The organism is Aeromonas sp. MaB10011B (assembly GCF_017939325.1).
In the GTDB taxonomy this organism is placed as follows: Bacteria; Pseudomonadota; Gammaproteobacteria; order Enterobacterales; family Aeromonadaceae; genus Aeromonas; species Aeromonas caviae.
In genome coordinates this window covers 185,382-207,082 of record NZ_JAGKRK010000082.1, presented here as the reverse complement: position 1 = coordinate 207,082, position 21,701 = coordinate 185,382, and the positions used below count along the sequence as shown (strand labels likewise).

Annotated in this window: 29 protein-coding genes and 1 pseudogene; 2 read left to right on the top strand and 28 right to left on the bottom strand. The window is 59.3% G+C overall.

Annotation, left to right across the window (positions count from 1 at the left end; genetic code table 11):
* From J9893_RS20280 to J9893_RS20190, 19 genes and pseudogenes are all read right to left on the bottom strand, one after another.
* A pseudogene (locus J9893_RS20280) lies at window positions 1-1,125 on the bottom strand (hypothetical protein); the annotation flags it as partial.
* 9 nt (window positions 1,126-1,134) lie between these two features.
* The gene (locus tag J9893_RS20275; RefSeq protein WP_210601785.1) at window positions 1,135-1,812 is read right to left on the bottom strand and encodes a DUF6682 family protein; all 678 of its coding nucleotides are present in this window, start codon (window positions 1,810-1,812) and stop codon (window positions 1,135-1,137) included.
* A gap of 12 nt (window positions 1,813-1,824) precedes the next feature.
* Entirely contained in the window at window positions 1,825-2,406 is a 582-nt protein-coding gene (locus J9893_RS20270) for a hypothetical protein (protein ID WP_210601784.1), read from the bottom strand.
* A 1-nt stretch (window position 2,407) separates the two neighbouring features.
* A complete protein-coding gene (locus J9893_RS20265; RefSeq protein ID WP_210601783.1) occupies window positions 2,408-2,845 on the bottom strand; it encodes a hypothetical protein in 438 nt (145 codons plus the stop codon).
* Between the two features lie 66 nt (window positions 2,846-2,911).
* A complete protein-coding gene (locus J9893_RS20260) occupies window positions 2,912-3,301 on the bottom strand; it encodes a hypothetical protein (protein ID WP_043129234.1) in 390 nt (129 codons plus the stop codon).
* Window positions 3,302-3,366: 65 nt separating this feature from the next.
* Complete coding sequence (locus J9893_RS20255) at window positions 3,367-4,584, bottom strand: DUF4043 family protein (RefSeq protein WP_210601782.1); 1,218 nt, start codon at window positions 4,582-4,584, stop codon at window positions 3,367-3,369.
* 71 nt (window positions 4,585-4,655) lie between these two features.
* The gene (locus J9893_RS20250) at window positions 4,656-5,582 is read right to left on the bottom strand and encodes a hypothetical protein (protein WP_210601781.1); all 927 of its coding nucleotides are present in this window, start codon (window positions 5,580-5,582) and stop codon (window positions 4,656-4,658) included.
* Between the two features lie 131 nt (window positions 5,583-5,713).
* Window positions 5,714-6,049, bottom strand: a complete 336-nt coding sequence (locus tag J9893_RS20245; protein ID WP_210601780.1) for a Gp49 family protein — start codon at window positions 6,047-6,049, stop codon at window positions 5,714-5,716.
* Window positions 6,050-6,169: 120 nt separating this feature from the next.
* Entirely contained in the window at window positions 6,170-8,296 is a 2,127-nt protein-coding gene (locus J9893_RS20240) for a portal protein (RefSeq protein ID WP_210601779.1), read from the bottom strand.
* Window positions 8,296-9,993 carry a terminase gene (locus J9893_RS20235; RefSeq protein WP_210601778.1) on the bottom strand — a complete coding sequence of 566 codons (1,698 nt, stop codon included), beginning with the start codon at window positions 9,991-9,993 and terminating at the stop codon, window positions 8,296-8,298. Before J9893_RS20235 ends, J9893_RS20240 begins: the two co-directional genes overlap by 1 nt.
* A gap of 90 nt (window positions 9,994-10,083) precedes the next feature.
* Entirely contained in the window at window positions 10,084-10,281 is a 198-nt protein-coding gene (locus J9893_RS20230) for a hypothetical protein (protein WP_210601777.1), read from the bottom strand.
* Between the two features lie 326 nt (window positions 10,282-10,607).
* Entirely contained in the window at window positions 10,608-11,477 is an 870-nt protein-coding gene (locus J9893_RS20225) for a terminase (RefSeq protein WP_210601776.1), read from the bottom strand.
* Complete coding sequence (locus J9893_RS20220) at window positions 11,478-11,639, bottom strand: hypothetical protein (RefSeq protein ID WP_223945640.1); 162 nt, start codon at window positions 11,637-11,639, stop codon at window positions 11,478-11,480.
* 71 nt (window positions 11,640-11,710) lie between these two features.
* Window positions 11,711-11,941, bottom strand: a complete 231-nt coding sequence (locus J9893_RS20215; protein ID WP_113736141.1) for a hypothetical protein — start codon at window positions 11,939-11,941, stop codon at window positions 11,711-11,713.
* Between the two features lies 1 nt (window position 11,942).
* Window positions 11,943-12,167, bottom strand: coding sequence for a hypothetical protein (locus tag J9893_RS20210; RefSeq protein ID WP_210558060.1), 225 nt, complete (start codon window positions 12,165-12,167; stop codon window positions 11,943-11,945).
* 53 nt (window positions 12,168-12,220) lie between these two features.
* Window positions 12,221-12,703 carry a TIGR02594 family protein gene (locus tag J9893_RS20205; RefSeq protein WP_042880549.1) on the bottom strand — a complete coding sequence of 161 codons (483 nt, stop codon included), beginning with the start codon at window positions 12,701-12,703 and terminating at the stop codon, window positions 12,221-12,223.
* On the bottom strand, window positions 12,703-13,017 hold the full coding sequence (locus J9893_RS20200) for a phage holin family protein (protein ID WP_042880552.1): 315 nt from the start codon (window positions 13,015-13,017) through the stop codon (window positions 12,703-12,705). Before J9893_RS20200 ends, J9893_RS20205 begins: the two co-directional genes overlap by 1 nt.
* A 137-nt stretch (window positions 13,018-13,154) precedes the next feature.
* The gene (locus J9893_RS20195) at window positions 13,155-13,604 is read right to left on the bottom strand and encodes a hypothetical protein (RefSeq protein WP_210601775.1); all 450 of its coding nucleotides are present in this window, start codon (window positions 13,602-13,604) and stop codon (window positions 13,155-13,157) included.
* A gap of 7 nt (window positions 13,605-13,611) precedes the next feature.
* A complete protein-coding gene (locus J9893_RS20190) occupies window positions 13,612-13,806 on the bottom strand; it encodes a DUF3283 family protein (RefSeq protein ID WP_210601774.1) in 195 nt (64 codons plus the stop codon).
* Window positions 13,807-13,929: 123 nt separating this feature from the next.
* On the opposite strand from J9893_RS20190, the gene umuD reads away from it, so the two are divergent.
* Together umuD and umuC are read left to right on the top strand one after the other, a co-directional pair.
* Window positions 13,930-14,352: a translesion error-prone DNA polymerase V autoproteolytic subunit gene (gene umuD / locus J9893_RS20185; RefSeq protein ID WP_042880557.1), complete on the top strand. Its 423-nt coding sequence runs from the start codon at window positions 13,930-13,932 to the stop codon at window positions 14,350-14,352.
* The gene (gene umuC, locus J9893_RS20180; protein ID WP_210601773.1) at window positions 14,349-15,629 is read left to right on the top strand and encodes a translesion error-prone DNA polymerase V subunit UmuC; all 1,281 of its coding nucleotides are present in this window, start codon (window positions 14,349-14,351) and stop codon (window positions 15,627-15,629) included. Before umuD ends, umuC begins: the two co-directional genes overlap by 4 nt.
* A gap of 730 nt (window positions 15,630-16,359) precedes the next feature.
* On the opposite strand, the gene J9893_RS20175 is transcribed toward umuC, so the two are convergent.
* From J9893_RS20175 to J9893_RS20135, 9 genes are all read right to left on the bottom strand, one after another.
* Window positions 16,360-17,004, bottom strand: a complete 645-nt coding sequence (locus tag J9893_RS20175; protein ID WP_210621935.1) for a hypothetical protein — start codon at window positions 17,002-17,004, stop codon at window positions 16,360-16,362.
* Window positions 17,005-17,012: 8 nt separating this feature from the next.
* Window positions 17,013-17,351: a hypothetical protein gene (locus tag J9893_RS20170; protein WP_210601770.1), complete on the bottom strand. Its 339-nt coding sequence runs from the start codon at window positions 17,349-17,351 to the stop codon at window positions 17,013-17,015.
* A gap of 453 nt (window positions 17,352-17,804) precedes the next feature.
* Window positions 17,805-18,149 carry a hypothetical protein gene (locus tag J9893_RS21835; protein WP_246875661.1) on the bottom strand — a complete coding sequence of 115 codons (345 nt, stop codon included), beginning with the start codon at window positions 18,147-18,149 and terminating at the stop codon, window positions 17,805-17,807.
* Window positions 18,150-19,127: 978 nt separating this feature from the next.
* Window positions 19,128-19,808, bottom strand: coding sequence for a TIGR02642 family protein (locus tag J9893_RS20160; RefSeq protein ID WP_246875660.1), 681 nt, complete (start codon window positions 19,806-19,808; stop codon window positions 19,128-19,130).
* Between the two features lie 14 nt (window positions 19,809-19,822).
* The gene (locus J9893_RS20155) at window positions 19,823-20,245 is read right to left on the bottom strand and encodes a hypothetical protein (protein WP_182954117.1); all 423 of its coding nucleotides are present in this window, start codon (window positions 20,243-20,245) and stop codon (window positions 19,823-19,825) included.
* On the bottom strand, window positions 20,242-20,571 hold the full coding sequence (locus tag J9893_RS20150; RefSeq protein ID WP_042062766.1) for a nuclease domain-containing protein: 330 nt from the start codon (window positions 20,569-20,571) through the stop codon (window positions 20,242-20,244). Before J9893_RS20150 ends, J9893_RS20155 begins: the two co-directional genes overlap by 4 nt.
* The gene (locus J9893_RS20145) at window positions 20,568-21,161 is read right to left on the bottom strand and encodes a DUF1367 family protein (protein WP_053288673.1); all 594 of its coding nucleotides are present in this window, start codon (window positions 21,159-21,161) and stop codon (window positions 20,568-20,570) included. Before J9893_RS20145 ends, J9893_RS20150 begins: the two co-directional genes overlap by 4 nt.
* Before the next feature lie 2 nt (window positions 21,162-21,163).
* Window positions 21,164-21,343 carry a hypothetical protein gene (locus J9893_RS20140; RefSeq protein ID WP_042062769.1) on the bottom strand — a complete coding sequence of 60 codons (180 nt, stop codon included), beginning with the start codon at window positions 21,341-21,343 and terminating at the stop codon, window positions 21,164-21,166.
* Window positions 21,340-21,633 carry a hypothetical protein gene (locus tag J9893_RS20135; protein ID WP_210601768.1) on the bottom strand — a complete coding sequence of 98 codons (294 nt, stop codon included), beginning with the start codon at window positions 21,631-21,633 and terminating at the stop codon, window positions 21,340-21,342. The genes J9893_RS20140 and J9893_RS20135 overlap by 4 nt, the downstream gene beginning before the upstream one ends.
* Between the last annotated feature and the right edge of the window lie 68 nt (window positions 21,634-21,701).

Genomic DNA, 21,701 nt, shown 5'->3' with positions numbered 1-21,701 from the left:
CCACTCCCAGGCGTTGCCTACCAGGTCCGCTATGCCGATGGGCGTGCGGTTATGTGTCGCCTCCGCGCCCATCGAGCCCGTTTGCGTCCGCCCCGTACCGGCGACATCGCCAGGTGCCCGGTTGTCGGCCCGATCGCCTACCATCCGAGTCTTGGCGTGACTGCGCCCCCAGTTGGTATTGCCAATCGGCTCGTAGCCGTTGGCCATGCACCACAGGGCGATTGCCGCCCATTCGTGCGCCGTCATCAGATGCCAGCCTTCGCCTTTTGCACTACAGGCGTTGCGGGCGGCGGTGTGATCGAGCGAGATGCGGGGATCTCGCCGCGGCGCGCTGACAGCGCCGGAGCCGGACGCAAGATAGGCGCCGATGAATATCTCGCTCTTGATGCTGCCGCTGCCAAAATCGAACGCCGTCACATCGCCAGTGCCCATATCGGCAGTCATGCCCAGGTCGGCGTAGCTGAAGCGCGGCAGCACGAACATAGCATTGGCGTTGCCAGCGCTGTCGCGAATGATGGTCTGGCTGCCGCCGGTTGCCCGCTCCAGGGCGTAGCGCTCCGCATCGAGGATGGTGGCGCCGCCCACGCGCATCAGCGAGCCGGTCCCGGCTTCGGCCGTGGCATTGGCGGCCGCAGCGGCGCGATCCGCTTCGGTCTTTGCCCGGTCGGCTTCGACCTTGGCGCTGGCCGCCTGGCCTTCACCCTCGCTGGTCACCCGCTTCCAAGGGATCATGGTGTGCTTGGTTCCATCCGGTGCAGTTACCTCGATGGTTGCCGCATCACTGGTCAACAGTGCTTGGAAAGCATCACTCTGCTGCTGATATGCCCCCAGAGTGGCGTTTAGTCGGCGGGCGAACTCCGGAACGGAATCCGAAAAGGTCGTGATGATCTCGTAGGCTTTGCCTGTGGCAGTAACGCCACGATAGGCCTGCACCAGATACATCTCCGTGTTGGACACCACGTAGTCCACCTCGTAGAAATCCACCGAGGTGCCACTGGTGATACAAAAAAGGTGGCCCTTGGCCACCCCGTTCTTGGTGTCTGCGAAGGTGGTCCCGGTACCGGTCACCTTCTTGTTGCCATTGGTGACGGCCACCGTACCGTCACGCTTCCACACTCCAGCCATGCTGCCCCCTTACTGCCCGGTCACGCGGGAGAATCCTTCGGTCTTGCGCTGCTCGAGGCTGGCATCAACCTGGGTCTTTTCACCCAACTGCTGCAGGTAGGCGTTGTAGTGGCCGACAGCCCGATTGGAGTTGGCGCTGTATTCGGAATCCTTCGAGAAGGCCCGGTACATGATGAAGTCGATAAGCGGGTTGATGTAGATGTCATCCAGATCGGCCAGCGCCGGCGTGCCCACGTTTTCCACGTCCGCCAGCACCTTAGATTGCGGCGCCACGGAGTAGATCACATCCACCTTCACTGCGGCGGCGGGGCCCGGGTAGAGATAGAAGTTCTTGGGGTCCCGATCGTCATAGGTGTAGGCGGCCACGCTGGTGCCATCCTTGCCAGCATGCCAGTCCGGGTAACTGTCATCGAGGGCGCGCCGCGGCACGAAGCGGATCACTTTGCCGTCAGCATTGCGCAGCACCTCGATCAGCCGCAGGGCATCTGCAGGCAAAGTCTGCTTGGTACCAGCGGCGCAGTTGAACTGCACATTCTTGGTGTGGGCGTCAGGACGCATCAACACGATCGCTTTGGCAGCATCGTTGTAGTAGTCCAACAGCTCCTGCTTGGGCCAGCGAACCCAGGTGCGATCATTGAGCAGGGTATTTACCCGCTTCAAGATCGAGTCAACGGTAACGGTTGCCATGTGTGGAGTCCTTTAGAAAAAAGTGTGTTTGCGGGGCGGGTTGTGGAATTCGACCTGGGTCGGGGCGCTGTGCTCTTTGCGGAACCGGCCAGCGCGACGCCAACCTTCAACAAACTCAGTCCGGTGGTATGCTGCCCGCTTAGGGTCAGACCAGGGGCGGTCTGGCTGGGCATAGAGCAAGGCAGCGACGCCATGGGCAATGGCATCGGCGTGATCGTGGTAGAGCTGGGCTGGGAGATCGGTGGCGCCTTTGACCGGAGCAGCCACATACCAGATCCGCGCATCGCTGAGATCAGTCAGGATGCTCAGCTCATTGGCCGACATGGCGAAGTAGTCACGCCCACTGACAAATGGCGCGCCCCCTTCTCCGGTCAGGTGCAGCACATTGCACGATGTCATCCCGCTGATGTTGCAGACCTCCACCAGGCTGCCGGCTGACGCGCTGGGCAGCAGTCGGTCAAGGGTCAGCAAGGCCGACTCCCGGCAGAACGTGATGGCCGCCTCTGTGACGGCCTCACTCAGCATGACTTCGAGCGGGCCGGTGATGTGCAGCCTGACAGTGGGCAGGAACTGCTCACGCGACACCATCTGCATGCTATTCCCCCTGCTCTGCCAGCTTGGCCTTCAGGGCATCACGCACGCGCACCCGGTAATCGGGCACTTTCTCTTGCGGGCCCTGTGGCTCGATGTCCAGATCTTCCCCTTCCACCAGGGTGGCCAGTTGGGCAGAGGTCATCTTGGCCAGGTCACGCTCACCGACCACCATGCTTTGCTCTTCGGCCAGACGGGCTGCTTCAGCGGCGAGGCGCTCCAGCTCCAGGGCTTCCATCTCGGCGGCAGTCTCCTGACGCGCCAGCTCGCCAGCCAGTGCCTCATGGCGGATCCAGACGGTCGGGAACTCCAGCAGTTGCATGGCGATGTGACTTTCCACATCCACCGCGGTATGGCGCGGGAACACCAGGCGGCTGCCGGTGACGGTATCCTTCTTGCTCGGCTTGTCGCCGATGTAAACAACGGCAATCTTGTCGCTCATGGCGATGACTCCTATTCAGAAACGAAAAAGCCCGGCACAGGGCCGGGCGGACAGTGATCGGCAGCCTTACAGGTTGCCGACTACCTCGTAATGCAGCTTTAGCTTGACGGTGCCCGTCGCAGCGCCGCCGCCAACCGTGAGGGTGAGTTCCTGATCGGGTTCGGTCATCAGGTCATCGACCGGGTAATACTTTGCCACCGCCCCCACCGTACTCTCGGCGTTGATGATGGTGGTCGTGCCGATCTTGGCTGTGATGGTGGTACTCGCGCCCAGCGCAGTGCTGAACATCGTCACCCCCACCACTTTCAGGTTGGGCTCCACATTGTCGCCGTATGCGACAACATCGCCAGCGGGTACCGCAGCCAGCTTGGCCACCAGGGTCGGGGAGATAGAGAGGTTGCCGAATGCGCCGACAAACCAGCGGTACGCTCGGGCGATCAGGGTAATCTTGGCCATGATATGGCTCCTTGTCTGGTCAGATAGTGATGTGATGGGGCCGTGAAGCCCCATGGGTCAGCGGCTTAGCGGGCGATGGCGCTCACCGCGGTATCCAGCACCATGCAGCCATGGTCCTGAATGTTGCCGTTGCGCTGCTTGAAGCGGATCTTCTGCAGACCGGACACCCAGCTGATGGAGATCTCGGTGCTGTTGCCGTGGTCGGTCTTCTCTTCGTGCATGCCGAAAGAGCCCCCCTGCTCGCCAGAGCCAAAGGCATTGGCCAGCGCCTGGCCGCCCAGCAGCACGGCGCGGTCGATCAGGGTGCCCGCAACCTTGTTCACTTCCGCCCCTGTCGCGGAGTTGGCCGCACACACCTTGACGATGCTGCCCTGGTTGAAGCGGATCGGCATGCCCTTGTAGGGCTTGACCAGGATGCCGCGCCACATGGCGCCTTCCCCGCGGAAGATGGGGTGGTTCCAGCCTTTGGCTCGTTCCGCCACCGCCGCCAGCATGGCGTTCCAGTCCTTGCCGGAGCTGGAGGTGTAGAAGTCGTGCCACTGGCGCGGAGTCACGTAGAGCACGTAGAGCGGCTCACCACCGGACGGGTCCGCCACCATGCGGATCGGCTGGATGGGGTTGGCCATCTCGGCCAGGTAGAGCGCCATGTTGTCCACACAGCCGAGGTTGAAGCGATCCGCCGCATCGAGGGCTTCGAAGCTGGTCGCATCACCACCGAAGAAGTGGCGCTCGTAGGTCGGCGCGGTCAGCTCGTTGATCATGATGTCGGCAAACTCGGGGTCATCCGCCAGCGGCAGGATGATATCGGTGGCAGAGTAATCCCCGCGAGCACCGGCCAGCTGAGCAAAGCCACGCTGGTCAACCAGGCGACCGTAGTAGCCATCGCCCAGCAGCACGCGAGCCGTCTTGATCAGGTCGTGCTTGGTACGCTTCTGGCTCATCTTGCCGCCTGCGTCCACACCGTGGCGGGTCTGGTTGATCTTGAGCGAGAAGTCCGCGAAGGACATGCTCTCGAGGCGCCCTGCCAGCTTCTTGTCACCCATGGTCGGGCGGCCAGACAGTTGGTGGAACAGCTGCATGTCCACTTCATCCCCGGCGCCTTTACCGAGGTCGGTGATGCGCACCACGGGGGCGCCGGCGCTGGTCTGTTTGCCGCCGTTGACCTTGGCACCCTTGGGGGCCTCTTCGGTCAGCATGTTCACCAGCGAGTGAGAACGGTTGGCCGCCGTAAACAGTGCGGCCTGCAAAATCTTGTTGGCTTGCGCCGAGGTGACTTGGGTCATGGTCCTCTCCTACATGAAAACAAAAACCCCGACACAGTGGTCGGGGTTGGCTTATTGAAATGGGTGGTGGGTTAGAACCCGGCCTGCTCCAGCAGCGCCTCCATCTGGGCGTCCGTCATGGCGCCCATCTCGCCGATAAGTTCGGTCTGAGACATGGCGCCAAAGCGCTCCACTCCAGTGGGGGCGGCATGATGGGTCTGGCCGAGTGCCGAAGGGCTGGACGGGATGAAATCGGCAGGTTTCTCCGCCTCCTTGCTGGGGGCCTTGGTGGGAGGAATAACCTCATCACCAAAGGCCAGCTTGGTGCGGCGCGCCGCCTCTGCGAATCGCTCATCCAGCGACTTGCCTTGCCACGCGGGATCAGCCTGGAGCTTCTCATCGACGATGATGGCGAAGTCGAAACGGTCCTGGTCCTTTTCCCGCCAGCTCACCAGATCAGGTACCGCCTGCAGTGCGGCCTGTACCGGGTTGAGGGTGGGTTGAACCTGCTGCGGGGCGACCTGGGGCTCCAGCTTTTGGAGCTTGCGGGCAATGGCGGCGATGGACTTGCCGAGATCCGGGTAGTCCTGCGCCAACTGCTCAAGCTCCTCATGGCTGATGTCGTCGGGGTCCACGTCGGGGTTGATCCCGTGCTTCTCCATCAGCGCCTGCAGCTTGTCCCGCTCGGCTTGGGCCTGCTGCGATGCGGCCAACTGCTCACGCAGCACCTTGACCTCATTGCGCGACTGCTCAAGCACTTCATACGGGATGGTGTGTTGACCGTTCTTGGCCAGGATCACCTTCTCAGGCTCCGCGACCCCTTCACCGCCCTGCTCGGTGCTGCCCTGTTCGTTACCGGCAGCCACCTCGCCCGCCGACGGCGCGGGTTGTACGTCCGTTTGCTCGGTGCCAGTGCCATCATCCAGCTCGCTATCGGGCTCACGCTCGATCGCTTCCAGCATGGCTTCCAGTTCGTCCAGGCTCTCAGTGCCGGTCAGGTTGTCGATGTTCTTATCCATGGTTGTCCTCGTGGGTTTTCAGTGGGTGGTATCGCTGCCCAAGCGGGGGAAGGCTCTCGGTAAAAGCGCTCCCCGGCTGGGGCTGGGCATAAAAAAGCCCGCACAACGCGGGCAAGGGTTGCCGTCTATCGCTAAAGATTCGCTAAATGGCACTTGAGCCGCCAGCCTTCCAGCTTCCACAGCTCTTGGCGGGCCTTGGCTTCGGCATCCTTGATGGCGTACTTGGCACCAAGATCTGCATTGAAGTTGGCCGGGTCCGCACAGGCGGTCATGCCGATGGCCAGGGTGAAGCCGTTGGCAGCAATGGCGGTAGCCAGCGTGGTTGTGGTACCGGGAACAACCTGAACCTCATAGCGAACGCCACGCATCAGCGCATCGATCTGTTCAGGGGTAACGCGCGGGGCGGTCAGTTCGAGCGCCTGAATATCTCGTTCCATCTCGGCATCAAGGTGTTGCTGGTCGGTCATGGCCCGTTCCAAATAAAAAACCCGGCACAATGGCCGGGTCTGGAAATGAAAAAGGCCCAATCTCGAGAGACTGGGCCATGTTGGGGAAATCGTAACGCTGGCAGGTCAGGAAAGCAACTATCAGAGCGCGATGGCGTCGATCTGCTGTTGGATGCTGTCCAGCAGCTGCGCCTGCAGGGCTGCCTGCTCTGTCTGCATCGCCTGCTGCTGGGCTGCCAACTGCTCCATCTCCTGCAGCGTCTTGCCGGTCTGGGCCTGCTTGAGGGCATCCTCGAACCGGATAGAGTCGGTCAGCTTGGCGATGCGCTGGGCCTCTGCCTGCCACTTGGCGGCCTTGCCTTCCAACTCTGCCAGCTTGGCCTGCATCTCGCGCATGGCAAGCTCCTGCTGCATCTGGGCCTGCTGGGCTTGCTGCTCGGCGGCTGCGCGTTCCTCGTCGTTCATCTCGTCCGGGTCTTTCGGGATGTTCAGGGCATTGCGGATCCGCTCCACAAACTCGGCCTTGCGCGGTACATCCATCAGCTCGACCAGCAGGTCAAAGCAAGCGCCGGCAGCCTCGGGCGGGAGTTGTGACATGGCCTGGGTCATCCGCTCAGCCAACTGCTGCTTATAGGCGGCGGTTTGCTGGATCGGCGCCAGTGCGATATGGGCCCGCAGCCGGGTCACATCATTGGTGAGCTTGCCATCCTCCTGCTCCACATTGACCACCACAGCCTTGCGGCGGCGGGGGTCATCCCGGTTCACGGTCACCTTGTAGTTGCGCTTGCTGGCCATGTCTTCCAGCAGGTATGCCAGTGCCAACTGCCCCACTTGCTGGCAGCCCATCCGGTAGTTGTCGTTGATCTCGGAAAGCGTGGTTGCCCCCTGCTCCACCAGGTTGCTGATGGCCACACCAGACTGCCCGGTGGAGCCCTGCCCCAGGAAGGCGGCATACACCCCCATGGTGTCCTGGATCAGCTTCACCGAGTCCTGCATCACCTGAAACTGCTGGGCCGCCACGTTGAAGTCCTGCTCCACCTTGAAGGCATCGCTCACGCTGGTCTTGTTGGCGCGGTCCGGGTTGAGCTCGATGTAGCCATCAGGGCGCTCGACCTGCTCCAGCACCTGACTCTGGCTCATGTTGGTGGCGTCCTTGTCCGTGATGACCCGCTTGGCCTGCAGCAGGAACGTCAGCTTGATGCGCCGCAGGTTCACCTCGTCCTGTGCCGGCATGGCGCGAACAATCAACCCATAGGGCTCACCGGTGCGGTCTTTGCGATACCCCCAGAACGGCACCAGCGGGTACATGTTGTGGGGAGCAGAGCAGGGTCGATCAACCAGATGATGAGGGCCGACGAACCAGGATTCCCGGATCACGGCCACCGGGCAGCGTTCCAGCTTGGCGCGCCCCATGGCCACAGCAGCGAGATGCAGTTGATTGGTCTTGTCGTATTCCAACGCCCGGCCTGAGTCGAGCTTCAGCACCTGACGCATGGTGTAGGTGCGGTAGTAGACCACCTGCAGAAGCACCCGATCCCGCTCCCGGCTGCACCACTCGATCTCCTTGCCGCTGAATTGGCTCCACTCGTCATAGGCGCTGACCAGATTGGGGTCCAGCCCCTCGATGGAGGCCAGGCTCACGACCCCCTCCCAGTCGTTGACGCCCCACTGCAGCGCCTGTGCCTTGCTCGGGAACATGGTCTTGGCCTCATCCAGATCAACCCAGCGGCGTCGCATCAGCCAGCGGCAGTCGCTCAGGTCAGGCTCCCTGCTGTGCCAGTCCCAATAAACCTCGTCTCGGTGGACGTTGCTGAACTTGTAGCGCGGGCCGAACGGGTCATCGCGGCGACACACCTCAACCCAGCCCAGGCCGGTCTTGATTTGGCCGCCGTAGGCCTCGCCCCGGGCGCGGTCCAGTCCGCCAAGGCGGCACATATCGGCGTATTCAGCGTTGACGGCCTCGGCCAGTTGCTCCAGCTCGTCGTCGTGGTCATCGGCGATCACCATCAGATCGGTGCGGCTCTTGGCTTCCATCCCCAGCACGCCGTCAATGGTCGGCGCGATCAGGTTGTGAATGGTGATGGGCTGGCCCCGCGCCTTGAGCACACTCACCACCTCGGGCGGCAGTTGATCGCCGTCGTAGTAGGCGCACGCCCGATTGGCGATAGAGCGCCAGTCCGGCTGGCCATTGATATCGCTCATCAGTTTGAGCAGGCGCGGGGTATCGAGGCCGCCTTTTTCAGGGGCCTTGGGTTGGGCGTTGATCATCAGTTGGCCATCCAGTGCTTGGGTTTGCGGAAGGATTCAGGTTTGACGATGCGGGCCGGCATCCGGGCACGCATCTCTTGGGCAATCATGTAGCTCATGAGCTGGTCGTCGTAGCAGCCGTCCTGGGCGTTCATGCTGCCGCTCTTGTCGTAGACGTAGGTGGTGGCTTCGGAAATGGTACCGATCCAGCGGATCCCGGACTGCCCGGCACGCAGCAGGGCCTTGAGGCCATCAACCAGGATCGGCTTGGACTGCCGAGTGGTGAGCCAGCCGAGGCGCGGGGTCTCGTCGTCGCGGTCCCGGTCGATGTGCTCCTGGGTGTAGATGCGTCGGGTCGGGTAAATTTCACGGAGCTTGAGCAGCACAGCGTGGCCGTGGTTGTTGCGCTCTGGCCCGATGTAGGCCGGGCCATGCTCCGCCGAGCCATAGAAGCGGCCAACGTGGGCAAGCAGTTGGGCAAATAGCCCGGGATCCAGATGTCCGAACCAGTGGGCCACCTGCCGGCCGTCGCTCTTGGCCGTCACATCGAGGCTTGAGCGGTCGCCGTGCTCCAGCCCTTCCGCCACGTCGGCGCCGATGGCGTAATCCTCGTCGGGATCTGGCAGCTCCCAGACCAGCAGCATGTTCTCGAGCGAGCGCTGGCCACGCTCGTCCAGCTTCTCCGGCTTGCGGGCCTTCTCACGCCTGCCGGTCACTGGGTCGATGTCGTAGACGATGAGCGGGGCCATGCAATCGCCCTCGGCATCCATGGTATGGATGGGGTCGAACACCCGGCGCCCGGAGGTGAGGAAGGCTTCCAGCGGCGTGCTGGGGAACTCTTGCTTCATCTCGGCGCCCAGAGTGGACTCTTTCATCACGTACCATTGCTGCTGCTCGTCGCTGATGGTGCAGCTCATCGCCTTCTCCACCGCGGCGAAGTATTCCGCCTGGGTTTTGCTCATGACCACACCGGATGCCGGCACGTCGGCGCGATACTTGGGGTCCTGCCACCAGGCGAAGAAGTGGAACTTCCAGTCGAGCTGACTGAGTTCACCGGATGCCCTGGCCAGCTCGAGGGACTTCATGCTCATAGCGTGGAAGTCGCCCCCTACCCCTTCGGCTGTGCTCTCGATGAAGGCCACGGCGCCCGGGTGGATCGCCTGCAGCGTCCCGGTTCGCACCTCCTTGGCCTTCTCGGGATACTTGGCGCAGATCTTCCCGTGCTCGGAGACATGCAGGCGCTGGACGGTACCGGAGCGGAATGAGGTGGCCACCTGGATGCTGGAGCCGTGCCGGAACAGGATGTGCCCGCCATTCGCCCCACCGCGCCGGGTCACCACCTTGAACTGGGCCTTGAGCCAGCCCGGCAGGTTATCGAACGGGACTTCAATCTTGGTGCGGTAGATCTCACCGGCGGCCGTCAGGTCCTGGGCGATGATCCCGCACTTGAGGTTCTTGTTGAACAGCGCCTCATCCAGCAGATAGATATCGATGGCCGTGGAGAATCCGAGCTGACGCGCCTTGAGGATGATGTTCAGGTACCACATGGTACGGAACAGCAGCTCCTGCGCCGGGCGCAGCCGGAAGCGCACCAGCTGGCCCTGCTCGTTCTCGATCATGTAGAGGTTGTTCATCCGCCACCACTTATCGCTGAGCTTTTCGCGGATGTAGGCCATCTGCTCCTGCTCAGTCATGGCGGAGGTATCGAATTCGGTCATGGGTGATCTCTGGGCAATAAAAAACCCGCCGAAGCGGGTTGGTGTTGTTGAAGCTGTGGCTACTTTCGTTCTTGCCATGCGGAAGTTGGCTCAGGCGATCGGGCTTTCATCCCTTATCCACCGCTCAAGTTCTGTGATTTTTTCATCCCAGCGCTTAAAGTCGGCCGTAGCCTGCTCATCGTCAAGCCCGACATCCTCAACACCAAACAGCTCTGACACAGAGCGCAGCTTGGCGATAGCCTCAATAGCCAAAATTCTTTGGGTGGCCTGGCGCTCTTTTTGTTTCATGGCTGGCTCCTGCATGGGGTGAGCTCTGTGTAACGCTCGTAATACTCTGCGAATGCCTGAGCTTCTCTGGCATCCCGGATTACAGACCCACACTCATGAAGTTTGCCATCTTGATATATCAATGTCGGCTCAAACGTAACAGAGCCACCATCAAAGCCATCCATCGCATCCGTCAGACAATAGGTTAGCCTCTCACCACGGCGTAGGGCGTGACTTACATCCTTTGGCAGCACGCTATCATCACCAATGCTCACCAAAGCTCCTGATTCTCCCACGCTGTAAATTTTCATCTCACCAACCCGCGCTAATGACATTTGTAAATACTATCACGACATCAGCCCCCCGGTCCCCATCCCCTGCAGCTCAGTGACCATCTCACTGACAGGTGTGGCCTCACTACCGCCATCCTTCTCGAGCCGATCGGCTTCGGCCGTCAGCTTGCGAGCCGCAGCCCGGATGCGCCGAGTATCTTCCTCAATCTTCGGCACACTCACTTCGTCGATGCGAAGGGCGCTTAGGGTTCGCTCGATGGACTCAATCCGCTGGATATTGCGGTCGAGGGCCTGCTCGGCTTTCAGGATCTTGTCGTAGAGCGCAATGCGGTCAGTCATCTCGCTGGCCGTGACCAGGTCCTGCTGCAGACCCTTGAGCAGCTTGGTGACGGAGATGACGCGAGCCCGGGTGAAGTCCAGCTCGTCGCGCAGTTGCAGCTCGCGGGCCTGGTCGAACAGCTCCTCGGCATCGAGGAACTTGGCATAGCCGCCATGGGTCAGCGCCGGGCGGTCGCCGGGCTTCCACTTCGTGACCGGGTTGGGGTTGCCAGGGTTGCCCTCGGTGAAGCGGCCGCTGCTGTCCCGGCCGTTTGTTTTCGGGTTCTGGGCTGAGTCTGCCGGAGTGCGAGTGGATGCGGAGGACTTCTCCCCTCTTCGCTCACCCCCTTTGGCCTTGGCCTCATTCCCCTTGGTTTGCGCACTTTGCGCAGATTGCGCAGTTTTGCGCACTTCGGAATGCGCAGATTGCGCAGCTACGCGAGATTTGTCAGGTTGCGCAGGGGATTGCCCCCGAGATTTCAAATAGCGACGCGCCGAGTTGTAGTTCAGGCCGCGGCTGTCACACCAGTCTTTCGCACTGATGCCTGTCGCTTCATGCTCCTGCAGGTATTCTGCATTGAGCTGTGCCCAGTCGGTCTTTGCCATTTAGATGGATAGCTCGCCTTCGACGATGGCATCACCAGGTACAGGCTCATGGGTAGCCGGTACTACGACGGAGACGCCAGTATTCAGGGTGACCAGGGCCTGACTCCCGTCATACTCCCTCACCTGAGTAACAACCCCGGTCACGGTAATGCCATTAACCACCGCATCGCTCCAGTGCATCGAGATAGTCCAGTAGGTCGGCTGTGGATTCCCCAGAAAGACAAACCCCGCCATTAGCGGCGGGGTTCCATGTCAGCCTGGGTGTGGGTGGCGGGCAGTTCGCTGTGTGGCTTGGAGCTGTCTGACAACTGGCCAGAAGCAGCACCGAAACGCTCAGCAAAACGCCCCTGTGGGTCCGCATGATTCTTGTCATGGCTTTCCTGCACCTCCCTTGCCCTCTCCCGCTTAAGCCAACGGCCCAGAAGGGCCGTTAGAATGTCGAGCAGTTGGAGCAAGCTGTTCATGTTATTGCTTCCTGGCTTTCTCAGCCGGCAGGTTCATAGCCAGCTTGTCCAGCACCTTGGTCAGGCCAACCAAGAAGGCCTGCACCTTCCCGATCACCTCATCGTCCCGGGTGGACGGGGTGATGGCCGCGATCTTGGCCAGCCCCTGCACCACCATGGACGCGCCGCCCACTACAGCCATCAGGATGACAATCCAGTTGATGACCACCTCAACGATGTGTTCCATCGCACTCTCCTCTGCTGTTACCGGTTACCCGGCGATATTGGCAAGGCTTGCGCCTATGCCTCGGACTTCGAGAACTCTGCCGCAGCCATCACAGGCAATTCCCCCACAGGCTTCGGCTCACCGGCGGGCCAGCGGTATGCGGTTACCCGGGAGCGAGGGAACGCCTTCACGTTCACCGCATCAGCTTGGTTGCCGCCCAATACCAGCAGATTGCCAGCCTTGTCCTGCCCCACTACGAACCCAACGTGTCCGCCACCATCCCTGGAGAACACCACTACGCAGCCTGCCACCGGCTTTTCCAGCTTCTCCCCCCAGGAGGCATAGGAACGCGCCCCCTCGAACCGGGTGGACTGAATACCGACCCGCTCCAGGCACGCTCCAACAAAGGCTGCACACCACGGGGTTTCATCATCACGGATGCCACCCCGCTTGATGGCCTTCCACATCGCCACGATCTCGGGGTTGTGTTGGGGCCCCTTAATCTCCGTCAACCCGATATGCCTACGGGCTTCATCTACCCAGCGCATTTTCACCATCACTCCTTCCCTCCCATCCAGCCGGTTGCCCGGCGTTCGTACAGCTCCAGTGCTTTCGACCCCATCAAGCCAGCCAGGCCAGCCATGAAGCCGCACAACGGGAGCGGGGCTGCGATGTACCAGCTCAGCAGCATGGTCAACATCCCGGCGAACCCTGACACCACCACCTGCAGCAGCGCCTCGGCCCATCGGAACTGCCTTCCCTCGCGTTTCACCGTCTGTATGTAGGTCACAAGCCCTCCCCATACGCTCAGCCCGCCGAATGCCAGATAGGCGAGCACGCTGTAGTTCTGTGGATCCTTGTCAGGCGTCATCGCCCCTCCAGAAACGACAAAGCCCGCACGAGGCGGGCCAGAAATGAAAAAGGCCAGGGTCACGGAGACTCTGGCCATCTTTGAGCAATACTAACGCTGGGGCGCCGGGGATTCAACCAGCGCGCGCCTGTCGGACATTACTGCATTGGGAGGTTCAATACTGCAAACATGCTAAGTCCGAATAGTGCTATCACAAATGACCACTGCATGATCATTACTGCTAGGCGATGCCAACGATTCGGCTTTGCAGTTAAACCTGTTCTCTGAATCTCCTGTATCGCCCTTGCCTCTCCTTTCTCTTTGCACATCCTGTTTAAGGTATCAATCGAGTCAAGATAAGACATGAATTCTGACCGAAGCGCGTATATACCCGTGAGGATCGTGCACAAAAATCCTAACCAGCTCAGCGCCAGCATCCAGATGAACTTTGGTTCTTTGGGGATATAGCTTTGCTGAAGTGCGACCAGGCTGGTCAATGCCGCGACGGATAGGGTGATTACATTTCGTATCCAGTCATAGTAAGGCTTGTGATGTTTATCACTTGCCCTTTTTACCAACGCATTCAGCCCTTCAGTTTCCTGAGTCATTCGCACTTTATTTCTCCTTCCGGTACCGCTCGACCTGCTGCAGGAAGTAGGTCTGCATCTCCCCCTTGTAGTTCCCGGCCTCGCTCTCGGCTGGGATCTTGATCTCGGGGTTCCTTTCCTTCCACACCGCATAGGCAGCGGCCTTCTCTACCTCGACCTTCTCCTGCTCTTCTTTCGGCAGGGAGCACAGATTGAATGACATTGGCAACTCCACGCATAGGGCACCTGCCGATATTACCTGAATCCGGAGCCAATCGCTCCACGGTGATCTTCGCCACGAGCATCGCTATACTGTATTTATATACAGCACTGAGAGCCAAAAACCATGTTTGCAGTTCCCGACCTCGACGCCCCGGCGTTGGAAATCCCGTTGTTCCTCTCTCCTGCCGCCTGTGGCTTCCCGTCCCCCGCCCAGGACTACGTGGAGCAGACCATCGACCTGAACCAGCTATGCATAGCGCACCCGGCCGCGACTTATTACGTTCGGGCAGCCGGTGACAGCATGGTAGAGCACGGGATCCACGATGGTGACATGCTGGTCGTAGACCGCAGCAGCAAGCCAGTGCATGGCAGTGTGGTTGTTGCGGCCGTAGATGGCGAGTTCACTGTGAAGCAACTCCAGCTCAGCCCCTCAGTCTGCCTCCTACCAGGGAACCCTGCCTATCGTCCCATCCACTTCAGTGACGGGCAGCACTTGGAAATCTTCGGTGTGGTTACCTTCGTCATCCACAAGATGCCCGCGCCATGAACAAGAGCTGCGCCGTGGCTCTGGTCGATGTGAACAACTTCTACGCCTCCTGCGAGCGGCTGTTCCGGCCTGATTTGAAGGGGCGGCCCATCGTCGTGCTCTCCAACAACGACGGCTGCGTGGTGGCCCGTTCGGCGGAGGCCAAGGCGCTCGGCATCAAGATGGGCGTGCCCTACTTCCAGATCCGCCAGTTCTTCGAGGCCATGGGCGGGGTATGGTTCAGCTCCAACTACGCCCTCTATGGCGACATGTCGAACCGGGTGATGACCATTCTGGAGGGGATGGCCCCGGCTGTGGAGGTCTACAGCATCGACGAGGCCTTCATTGAGCTGAGCGAGTCCTGGGCCGGTGACCTGGTGGAGTACGGGCGACAAGTCCGCGAACGGGTGCAGCAGTGGACCGGGCTGGTCGTTGGGGTCGGCATCGGCCCCACCAAGACGCTCGCGAAATTAGCGAACTACGCCGCCAAGAAGTGGCCGGCCACCGGGGGCGTGGTGGATCTGCGGGATGAAGCGCGGCGCGCCCGGCTGATGGCGATCACTCCGGTGGAAGAGATATGGGGCATTGGTCGGCGGCTCACCGCCAAGCTGGAGGCCCAGGACATCAAGACCGTGGCCGACCTGGTTGCCGCTGACCCGAAGAGCCTCCGCCGCCGGTATGGCGTAGTCGTAGAGCGCACTGTGCAGGAGTTGCGGGGGATCCCCTGCGCCGAGCTGGAACAGGAGGCGCAGGCCAAGCAGCAGATCATCTGCAGCAGGAGCTTCGGCGAGCGCATCACCGAGTTTGGCCCCATGCGGGAGGCACTGGCCGGCTACATGGAGCGGGCTGCCGAGAAGCTGCGTGCCGAGGGGCAACGGTGCCGCCACGTCACCCTCTTTATAAGGAGCAGCCCCTTCTCGGAGCGGGAGACCTATTACGGCAACCAGATATCGACCCGGTTGCAGACCCCCACCTCAGATACCCGCGACCTGCTGGCTCTGATTGAGCCGCTGCTGCGCCGGATCTGGCGAGATGATGTCCGCTATATGAAGGGGGGCGTCATGCTGGCCGATTTCATACCGACCAGCATGCACCAGGGAGACCTGTTCGCTGACCGACAGCAAGATCCCCGCAGCGAGGCACTGATGAAGGTGATTGACCAGATCAATCAGGGAAGGCTGGGAAAGGTCTACTTCGCGGCTCGTGGCCGGGACACTACGGAGTGGATGATGAAACGGGAGCAGCTCAGCCCCCGCTACACCACCAGCATCAGCGAGCTCCCCGCGGTGAAGGCATGAGTTTGACCAGCTTGGTCAACTGTTGCTGGAGAGAGGCCGACTTAGAGAGCTGCGGCAACCTCTTGGGCCTTGGTGGAGCTTCTGGATGGATACTGTAGTGGTCAACTAAATCCGGACAGGTCTGAAGCAGTTCAGCCCAACCATGAGACAGATGAAACAGGTTTCGGCGATCCCGAACGTGGAAGAACTAGAGCAGGTGATCGACAGGATTAATCGAGGGAATCAGGGACAGTTCTACTTAGCTGCTCACGGCCGGGGCACATTGGAATTGAAATGAAGATGGAGCAGGTCAGCCGCCGCTACACAACACCAACTGATGCATTCACCTTTGGCAACTTAGCCATATTGAGACAAGAGGAAGCTTAGGATTGCTTCTAAGCCGCCTCTTTCGAGGTGGAATTTGCTACCTCAGGTTTGAGGGCTGGTTCGGAGCGAATAAAAGTAGTTCTCAAACACAGCACAACTAGTAGCAGCCAGATTGACCATGTTAGCCCATGGCACAGCATTGTTGTCGTAGCATATGAGAAACTTTCTTTAGCATACGGTCCAAAATTCACCTGAATCATCCAAGTGATGATGCACCCAGCAACGAACCCCAACACATCCGAATACAAGTTCAGCTTATGGTTGTCCTTCGATGGAAACTTGGAAAAAAAGCTGGCAGCCATCTCAGGCATGGCCTTGCCAATGCTATCTAAAAGCTGTTGATTTGGGTCTTTAGGCTCGCCATTCATGTTTCAACATGCGTCCGACTAGAGCTTAAAACAAGCTCTCGCATTCCATTGATTTTATTGAGCTGTATTGCGCAAGACCCTACAACGCCAAAAGCTGATATGGCTCCAGGGATCAAAGCAAGGAACCAACCGGCACCGACGCCAAAAAAAATAAAGGCAACCAATACCAGAAGAAAGAGGCCACATGTTAAATTTATGGCGGTTCTAAGCTGCCGTTCCTTTGGTAGCCATTCGTGATTGAATGTAGTCATAGCATCCTCCACGTGATCACCGGAGTCAGTGCCAACGGCTATCTCTTCGGCACTATGTACATCCACCTGTACTGCTCTTTCATCGTATCCCACAGAAGACAGTCCGTCATCATCATCTTGACGTTTAAGCCTTGTCGCATCGACAGGGATAGATATTGTAGAAATCAACCTGTAACTTCTTGGAGCATCGGCAGGCGGCGCCATTCCAACTGTTAAAGCCAGCGCAGCTGCACACGCAAACGACTTGGACGACCATGCATGAGGATCATAGTTACTGGAAGAGAAAGCACCTATCTCGTTGGATGTATGAAAATCAAGAACTCCAACAACTTCTGGCCTCCCTCTCGTTGGCGCAGTTGCCAAGGTAACTACATTCATAGCACTGGTCATGCCGTTAGTCATTGCGTTTGAGCTCTCCGCTGTTTCTCGATCTCTAAAGCTGCGTTACTAAGAAGCTCTCCTAAAGCCTTCAAAGTAGCAAGATTTAAAGACAATGCAGCAACATGTTCTCTTACCGGTACAACTTCAATGTTACCAGATGGCAGTACACCGCCTGGGACCCCATCTACGGCAACAAACTTCTCGCGAACACAAGAAACACGGTCAACGAAAAAGGATAGTTCAATCATATCTTGAACCACGTTGACAGTAGCGCCACTTGAAACATTCAGTTGGTAGTTCGGAGACTTTGTATGCTCCAGAAACTCAGGGATTTTGATGTCGCTTAAAAGACTCATATGAATCCACCTTAGATATGTGCCCAATATAATGCCACTTTACCAAGCAAACTGATAGTTAAAAATAATATCTAGATGGAACTTGATGGTGATCACCATAAATAAAAAAACAAAATAATATCAGTGCCTTACCATCACACCCCAGGCACACCTGCCCAAGATTTGATCGCAGCTTGTCGCCTTGCTGTACTTCATAATTTCAGAACGACCCACTAAATGAAGTAGGTAGAGTTCACGCCGCCGCCACCTCGCTCTCCTGCACATGGCACCAGGCCAGTACCGCTTGATATAGCGGGTTTCACTGCCGCCCACAACTCGCTAAGGCTCAAGCTTCCAAGTAGTTGCTCGATGACGCAGCACACCTTGCCCGAGTAGACTACAGCCAGGTTACACCACAGCGAAGACGGGCTGCCTTGCCGCGCTAACAGCTCAGCCCCCGCTACACCACCTGCATCAGCGAGCTCCCCGAGGTGAAGGCATAGCCTTGGAAAGGCGGGCCAGCTTTGAGTGCAGGACATTGAGCTTGAAAGATTGTGAACCTTGAGGCGGTTCGGGGTGGATGGCCAGGACCTTGATAAACACTCGCTTTGAGCTTCTCTTGCCCACCTCACGCTTGCAGCTTCTCGACTCCGCCAGCGTCTCCACATAGCGGAGTGACCGGAGATAAATGACCGCCTCGCGGGACACCTCAGCAGGGACACCCAGCCGTTCGGCCACCTCATAAAAGTCAAAGAAATCGCCGTGGAGCAGTCCCCAACCGGCGATCTGAAGAGCGGTAGGTTTAAGCTTGCTTTCCATGCACCCTGCTTAATGAATGAGGGATGTCAAGGACCCTAATCTGACCCAGATCCACGAGACAAAGCTAAGTTCACAGAAAGTAGGTTAGCTGACAATAGACTCGTTTTCCCTGAACCCCTTACGTAACAGGGCATGCAGAGTGATTTTGCTACGCAAAACACCCCGTTTTCGCAAGCAAAAAAAGTTATTTAAATTTTCCATGCTCGATCATCGGACTTGCATTTAGTGGAGAGAGCGCATGAAAACCCACCCACTGTGAGCGACCACTAACCGTACTGATTTAACTCACAATTTACCCACAGCAAACAGGTTATCCACACGTTGCAATCCGCCAACGACCTCACTATCTTGTATTTCGTATGCAAAAAGACACTATATATTGTGTCATTACAGTAACAACCACGAGGAGTAATCCATGCTGAAGAACGGAACATCAAATAAACGTATCCCGGGCGTAGCTCCGCCCATAACCCGGCAATCAAAGGGGGTTCCCCATGCCACAACCAAAACGGCCACCCGGCCGACACTGCAATCCAACCAAAAATGAAAAAACCACCCTTCAGAGACTGATAAGGTGGTTCTTAAAAAAGCTCCACATGACCTTGATGGAGGTTTTTGTGGGAACGTTAATATCAATTGTGGTTGCGGTAGTACAGCCTAACTTACCGGATAGCTCCTGGGGTCGCGACCCAGAGGCCATCAAAGTGCAGTACTACCAACTTTAACCAAGGGCCTTCGGGCCCTTTTTCTTTAACGCCTACGACTATCTGATTGGTAGCCATTGGTGTCGAGTTGCAGGTGAATCATGGCCAATGGATTCCACAACGTCAACTAGATTGTTGCACTCTCAGTGCTATCCACAACCTCAAAAACACTGTAAAGATATTTTATTTCAATACCTTACAGCATCACACCCCATCACGTGTCATTCTTGCTATTCGCAATAGTACACTATATCAAGGGGTGTGATATCCCCTCCTAAGCCGCTCGCATCTCCCGCACCTGCCGGTCCATGAGTTTGGACAAGTCTGACGCCTGGTGGATCACGTCATCAACGGCACGCTCTACGGCCTGCCGCATCTCCTGCCCGAACCGGCGCGCGACCAGCTCGGCATCAGGTACCACTCGCCCGGTGCCGTGGCACTTCGGGCACTCGTCACCCTTGCGGGGGCGGATACCAGCCCCTTTGCAGTGCGGGCAGCGGCCGGATTGCAGCATCTCGGCGACACAGTGGTCGTGGGCGAGAGACAAGATCCCGTTCCGCTCGGCCAGAAGGCGTTGGTACTCGTGGCCATTGCCGGACCGGTGGGCGCGCTTGGCCTTCTCCATCACCACGGCGGCCCGGCGGCGCTCCTTGTCATAATGGGGGTGAGACAGCACCAAGTGCTCCAACTGCTCAGGCAGGGGGCGGCGCAGCAGGATAGCCATGGCCGTACCACCGGCCTCTTCGCTGCCCAGCGTGGTGCTGAAGTGCGTCAGCAGCGACGCAAGGGCTTGTTCATCCCCCAGGTGGTCGGCCATGAGGAACTGGAGTCCTTGCGGGTTGCTCTTTGCCGCCACCTGCAGGGCACCCAGAAACTCCTCTCTCCCCAGGGCGCTGGAGCGACCAGACGAGGGTTCATGTAGTGCGCCTTTCGGCGAGAAAAGGCGCAGAGCCATTTCGATAGCGTGGGTCATGGTTTGGTCCTCTGGTCTGGGTCCTGATTGAAAGCGGCGAGCAGCCAGGCACGCAACTGGCCGGATTTGATGTGTTCCGGGGTAACTTCCAGCACGGTCCACCCGAGCAAGGTGGCCTCGTTCATCTTGGCCCGGTCCTCTACGAACCCCCTCCCCCGGGTGTGCCGGCCACCGGAGTGGATCCCGCCGTGGACCTCAAGGGCGATCATGCGAGTGGGCCAGGCGTAGTCGAAGCGCCATTTGCGCTTGGGGTGGAACATCAGTTCGGTGGTCGGGTCAGGGAAGCCGACCAGCTGGGCCAGCACGCGCTGGTGCAGGGTGTCCACCTGCTGCGCCTTCTTGGCCTTGTTCACCACGGCCTTGGCTTTCGGATTGTTGCCGAGCAGGCGGCTGGCATCGATAGCAGAGAGGTGGATCATGCCGCCCCCTTCACACTGACAAGCCCCCGCACCACCCAGCTGTGCAGCTGACGGGTCAGGGCGCTATAGGTGACCTCTTCACGCTCCCCTGGCTGCCAGTCGTAGGCGATACGGCCATCAATGGCGTCATGGCAAGCACAGCACGCCTCAACTGCCACCAAATCATCCCCCTTGAGGGCCATTCCATGCGGGGCGCTTGGCAGGTGAGCCAGCACCGTGGTTTCGGTGCCACCGATGCAGACCCCGGCAAGCTGGATCTTGCAGAGCTGGCCGCGAGCGCCATCGCGCAGGTCGCTGGAGCGGATTGGGCTGGTCTCGAATCTCATCCGGCAAACCCCATCAGCTGGGCGCAGGCGTTCTCAGCCTCCTCCTCGGTGGCAAACTGCTTGCTCAGCACATAGCGCCAGCAGACCCCGAACACAGCCCGGTACAGGTCGGAGAACTCAGTCTGATCCATCTTGGCAAAGCTGACGCTCTTGGCCTCCTTGCGCATGCCGCCATCCGGCAGCATCACCACGGTGTAATAACCGGCCTCGACGGTGAGCCACTTGCGCATCACCTCAAACGACTTCTCAGCCTGGGGGCCGTGGCGCTCGATACGGCTGCTGGCCAGCTGGTCGATAAACTCATCCTTGGCCTTGTTCAGCACGTTGCCAGCGCCGAACTGGGCGAGGTAGCGAACGAACCGGGACAGGATCCCCTGCTCGGCTGGCGATACCATGCCGCCAGTTGGCTCCCAGTAATCGAAAGTCAGGTTGAGCAGGGCGAAGAAGCGGCGATGAAACGCCAGGTTGCGGCGCCCCTTGCCCTTGGCCAGGATGGTGGTACCGATCGGCATCAGCTTGATGGCTTCGGCATCGGCCGGAGTGGACGGGGCAAGTACCCCGCCGGACATTTTCAGAAGGGTGAGTTCCATCCTCACCCCCGCTTGGACTTGTTGCGGCGCTTGGAGGCGGCACGCTGACGCTGTGCGGCCCGGTCATTGCGCGGGTTGGGGATGCAGAAGCCATGTCCAGGCTTGAAATCAAGCGGGTTGAACCAGGGCGATTGGGCTGCAGTGGCGGCCAGAACGGCTGCGATAGCGTGGGTGAATCTCATGCTGCCACCGCCTTAGCCGCTACGGCCTCGGTGGTGGGAGGCAGCTCGATGCGGTAATGCCACACCTGCTTGCCGTCGATGACCTGGTTGCTGGAATACTTCGCCCAGCCGTAGCAGCAAACTTCACGCAGTCTGGCGCTGATGGCGGCCTGGGTGTCGGCGTGGCCGTAACGGCTCCAGCACTCGCGCTCGATGTCGCGCAGGGTGCGGGCCTTGCCGTCGCTCATGATGGATATCACGCGCCCCAACTGGGTCGCGATGGATAGATCTCGGGTATGTGGTTTGGTCATGGTCTGGGTCCTTTGGTCAAACTGCCGGGTGGTCTAGGTCCGGCACTGGCAATGGTACGGGGCGCTAC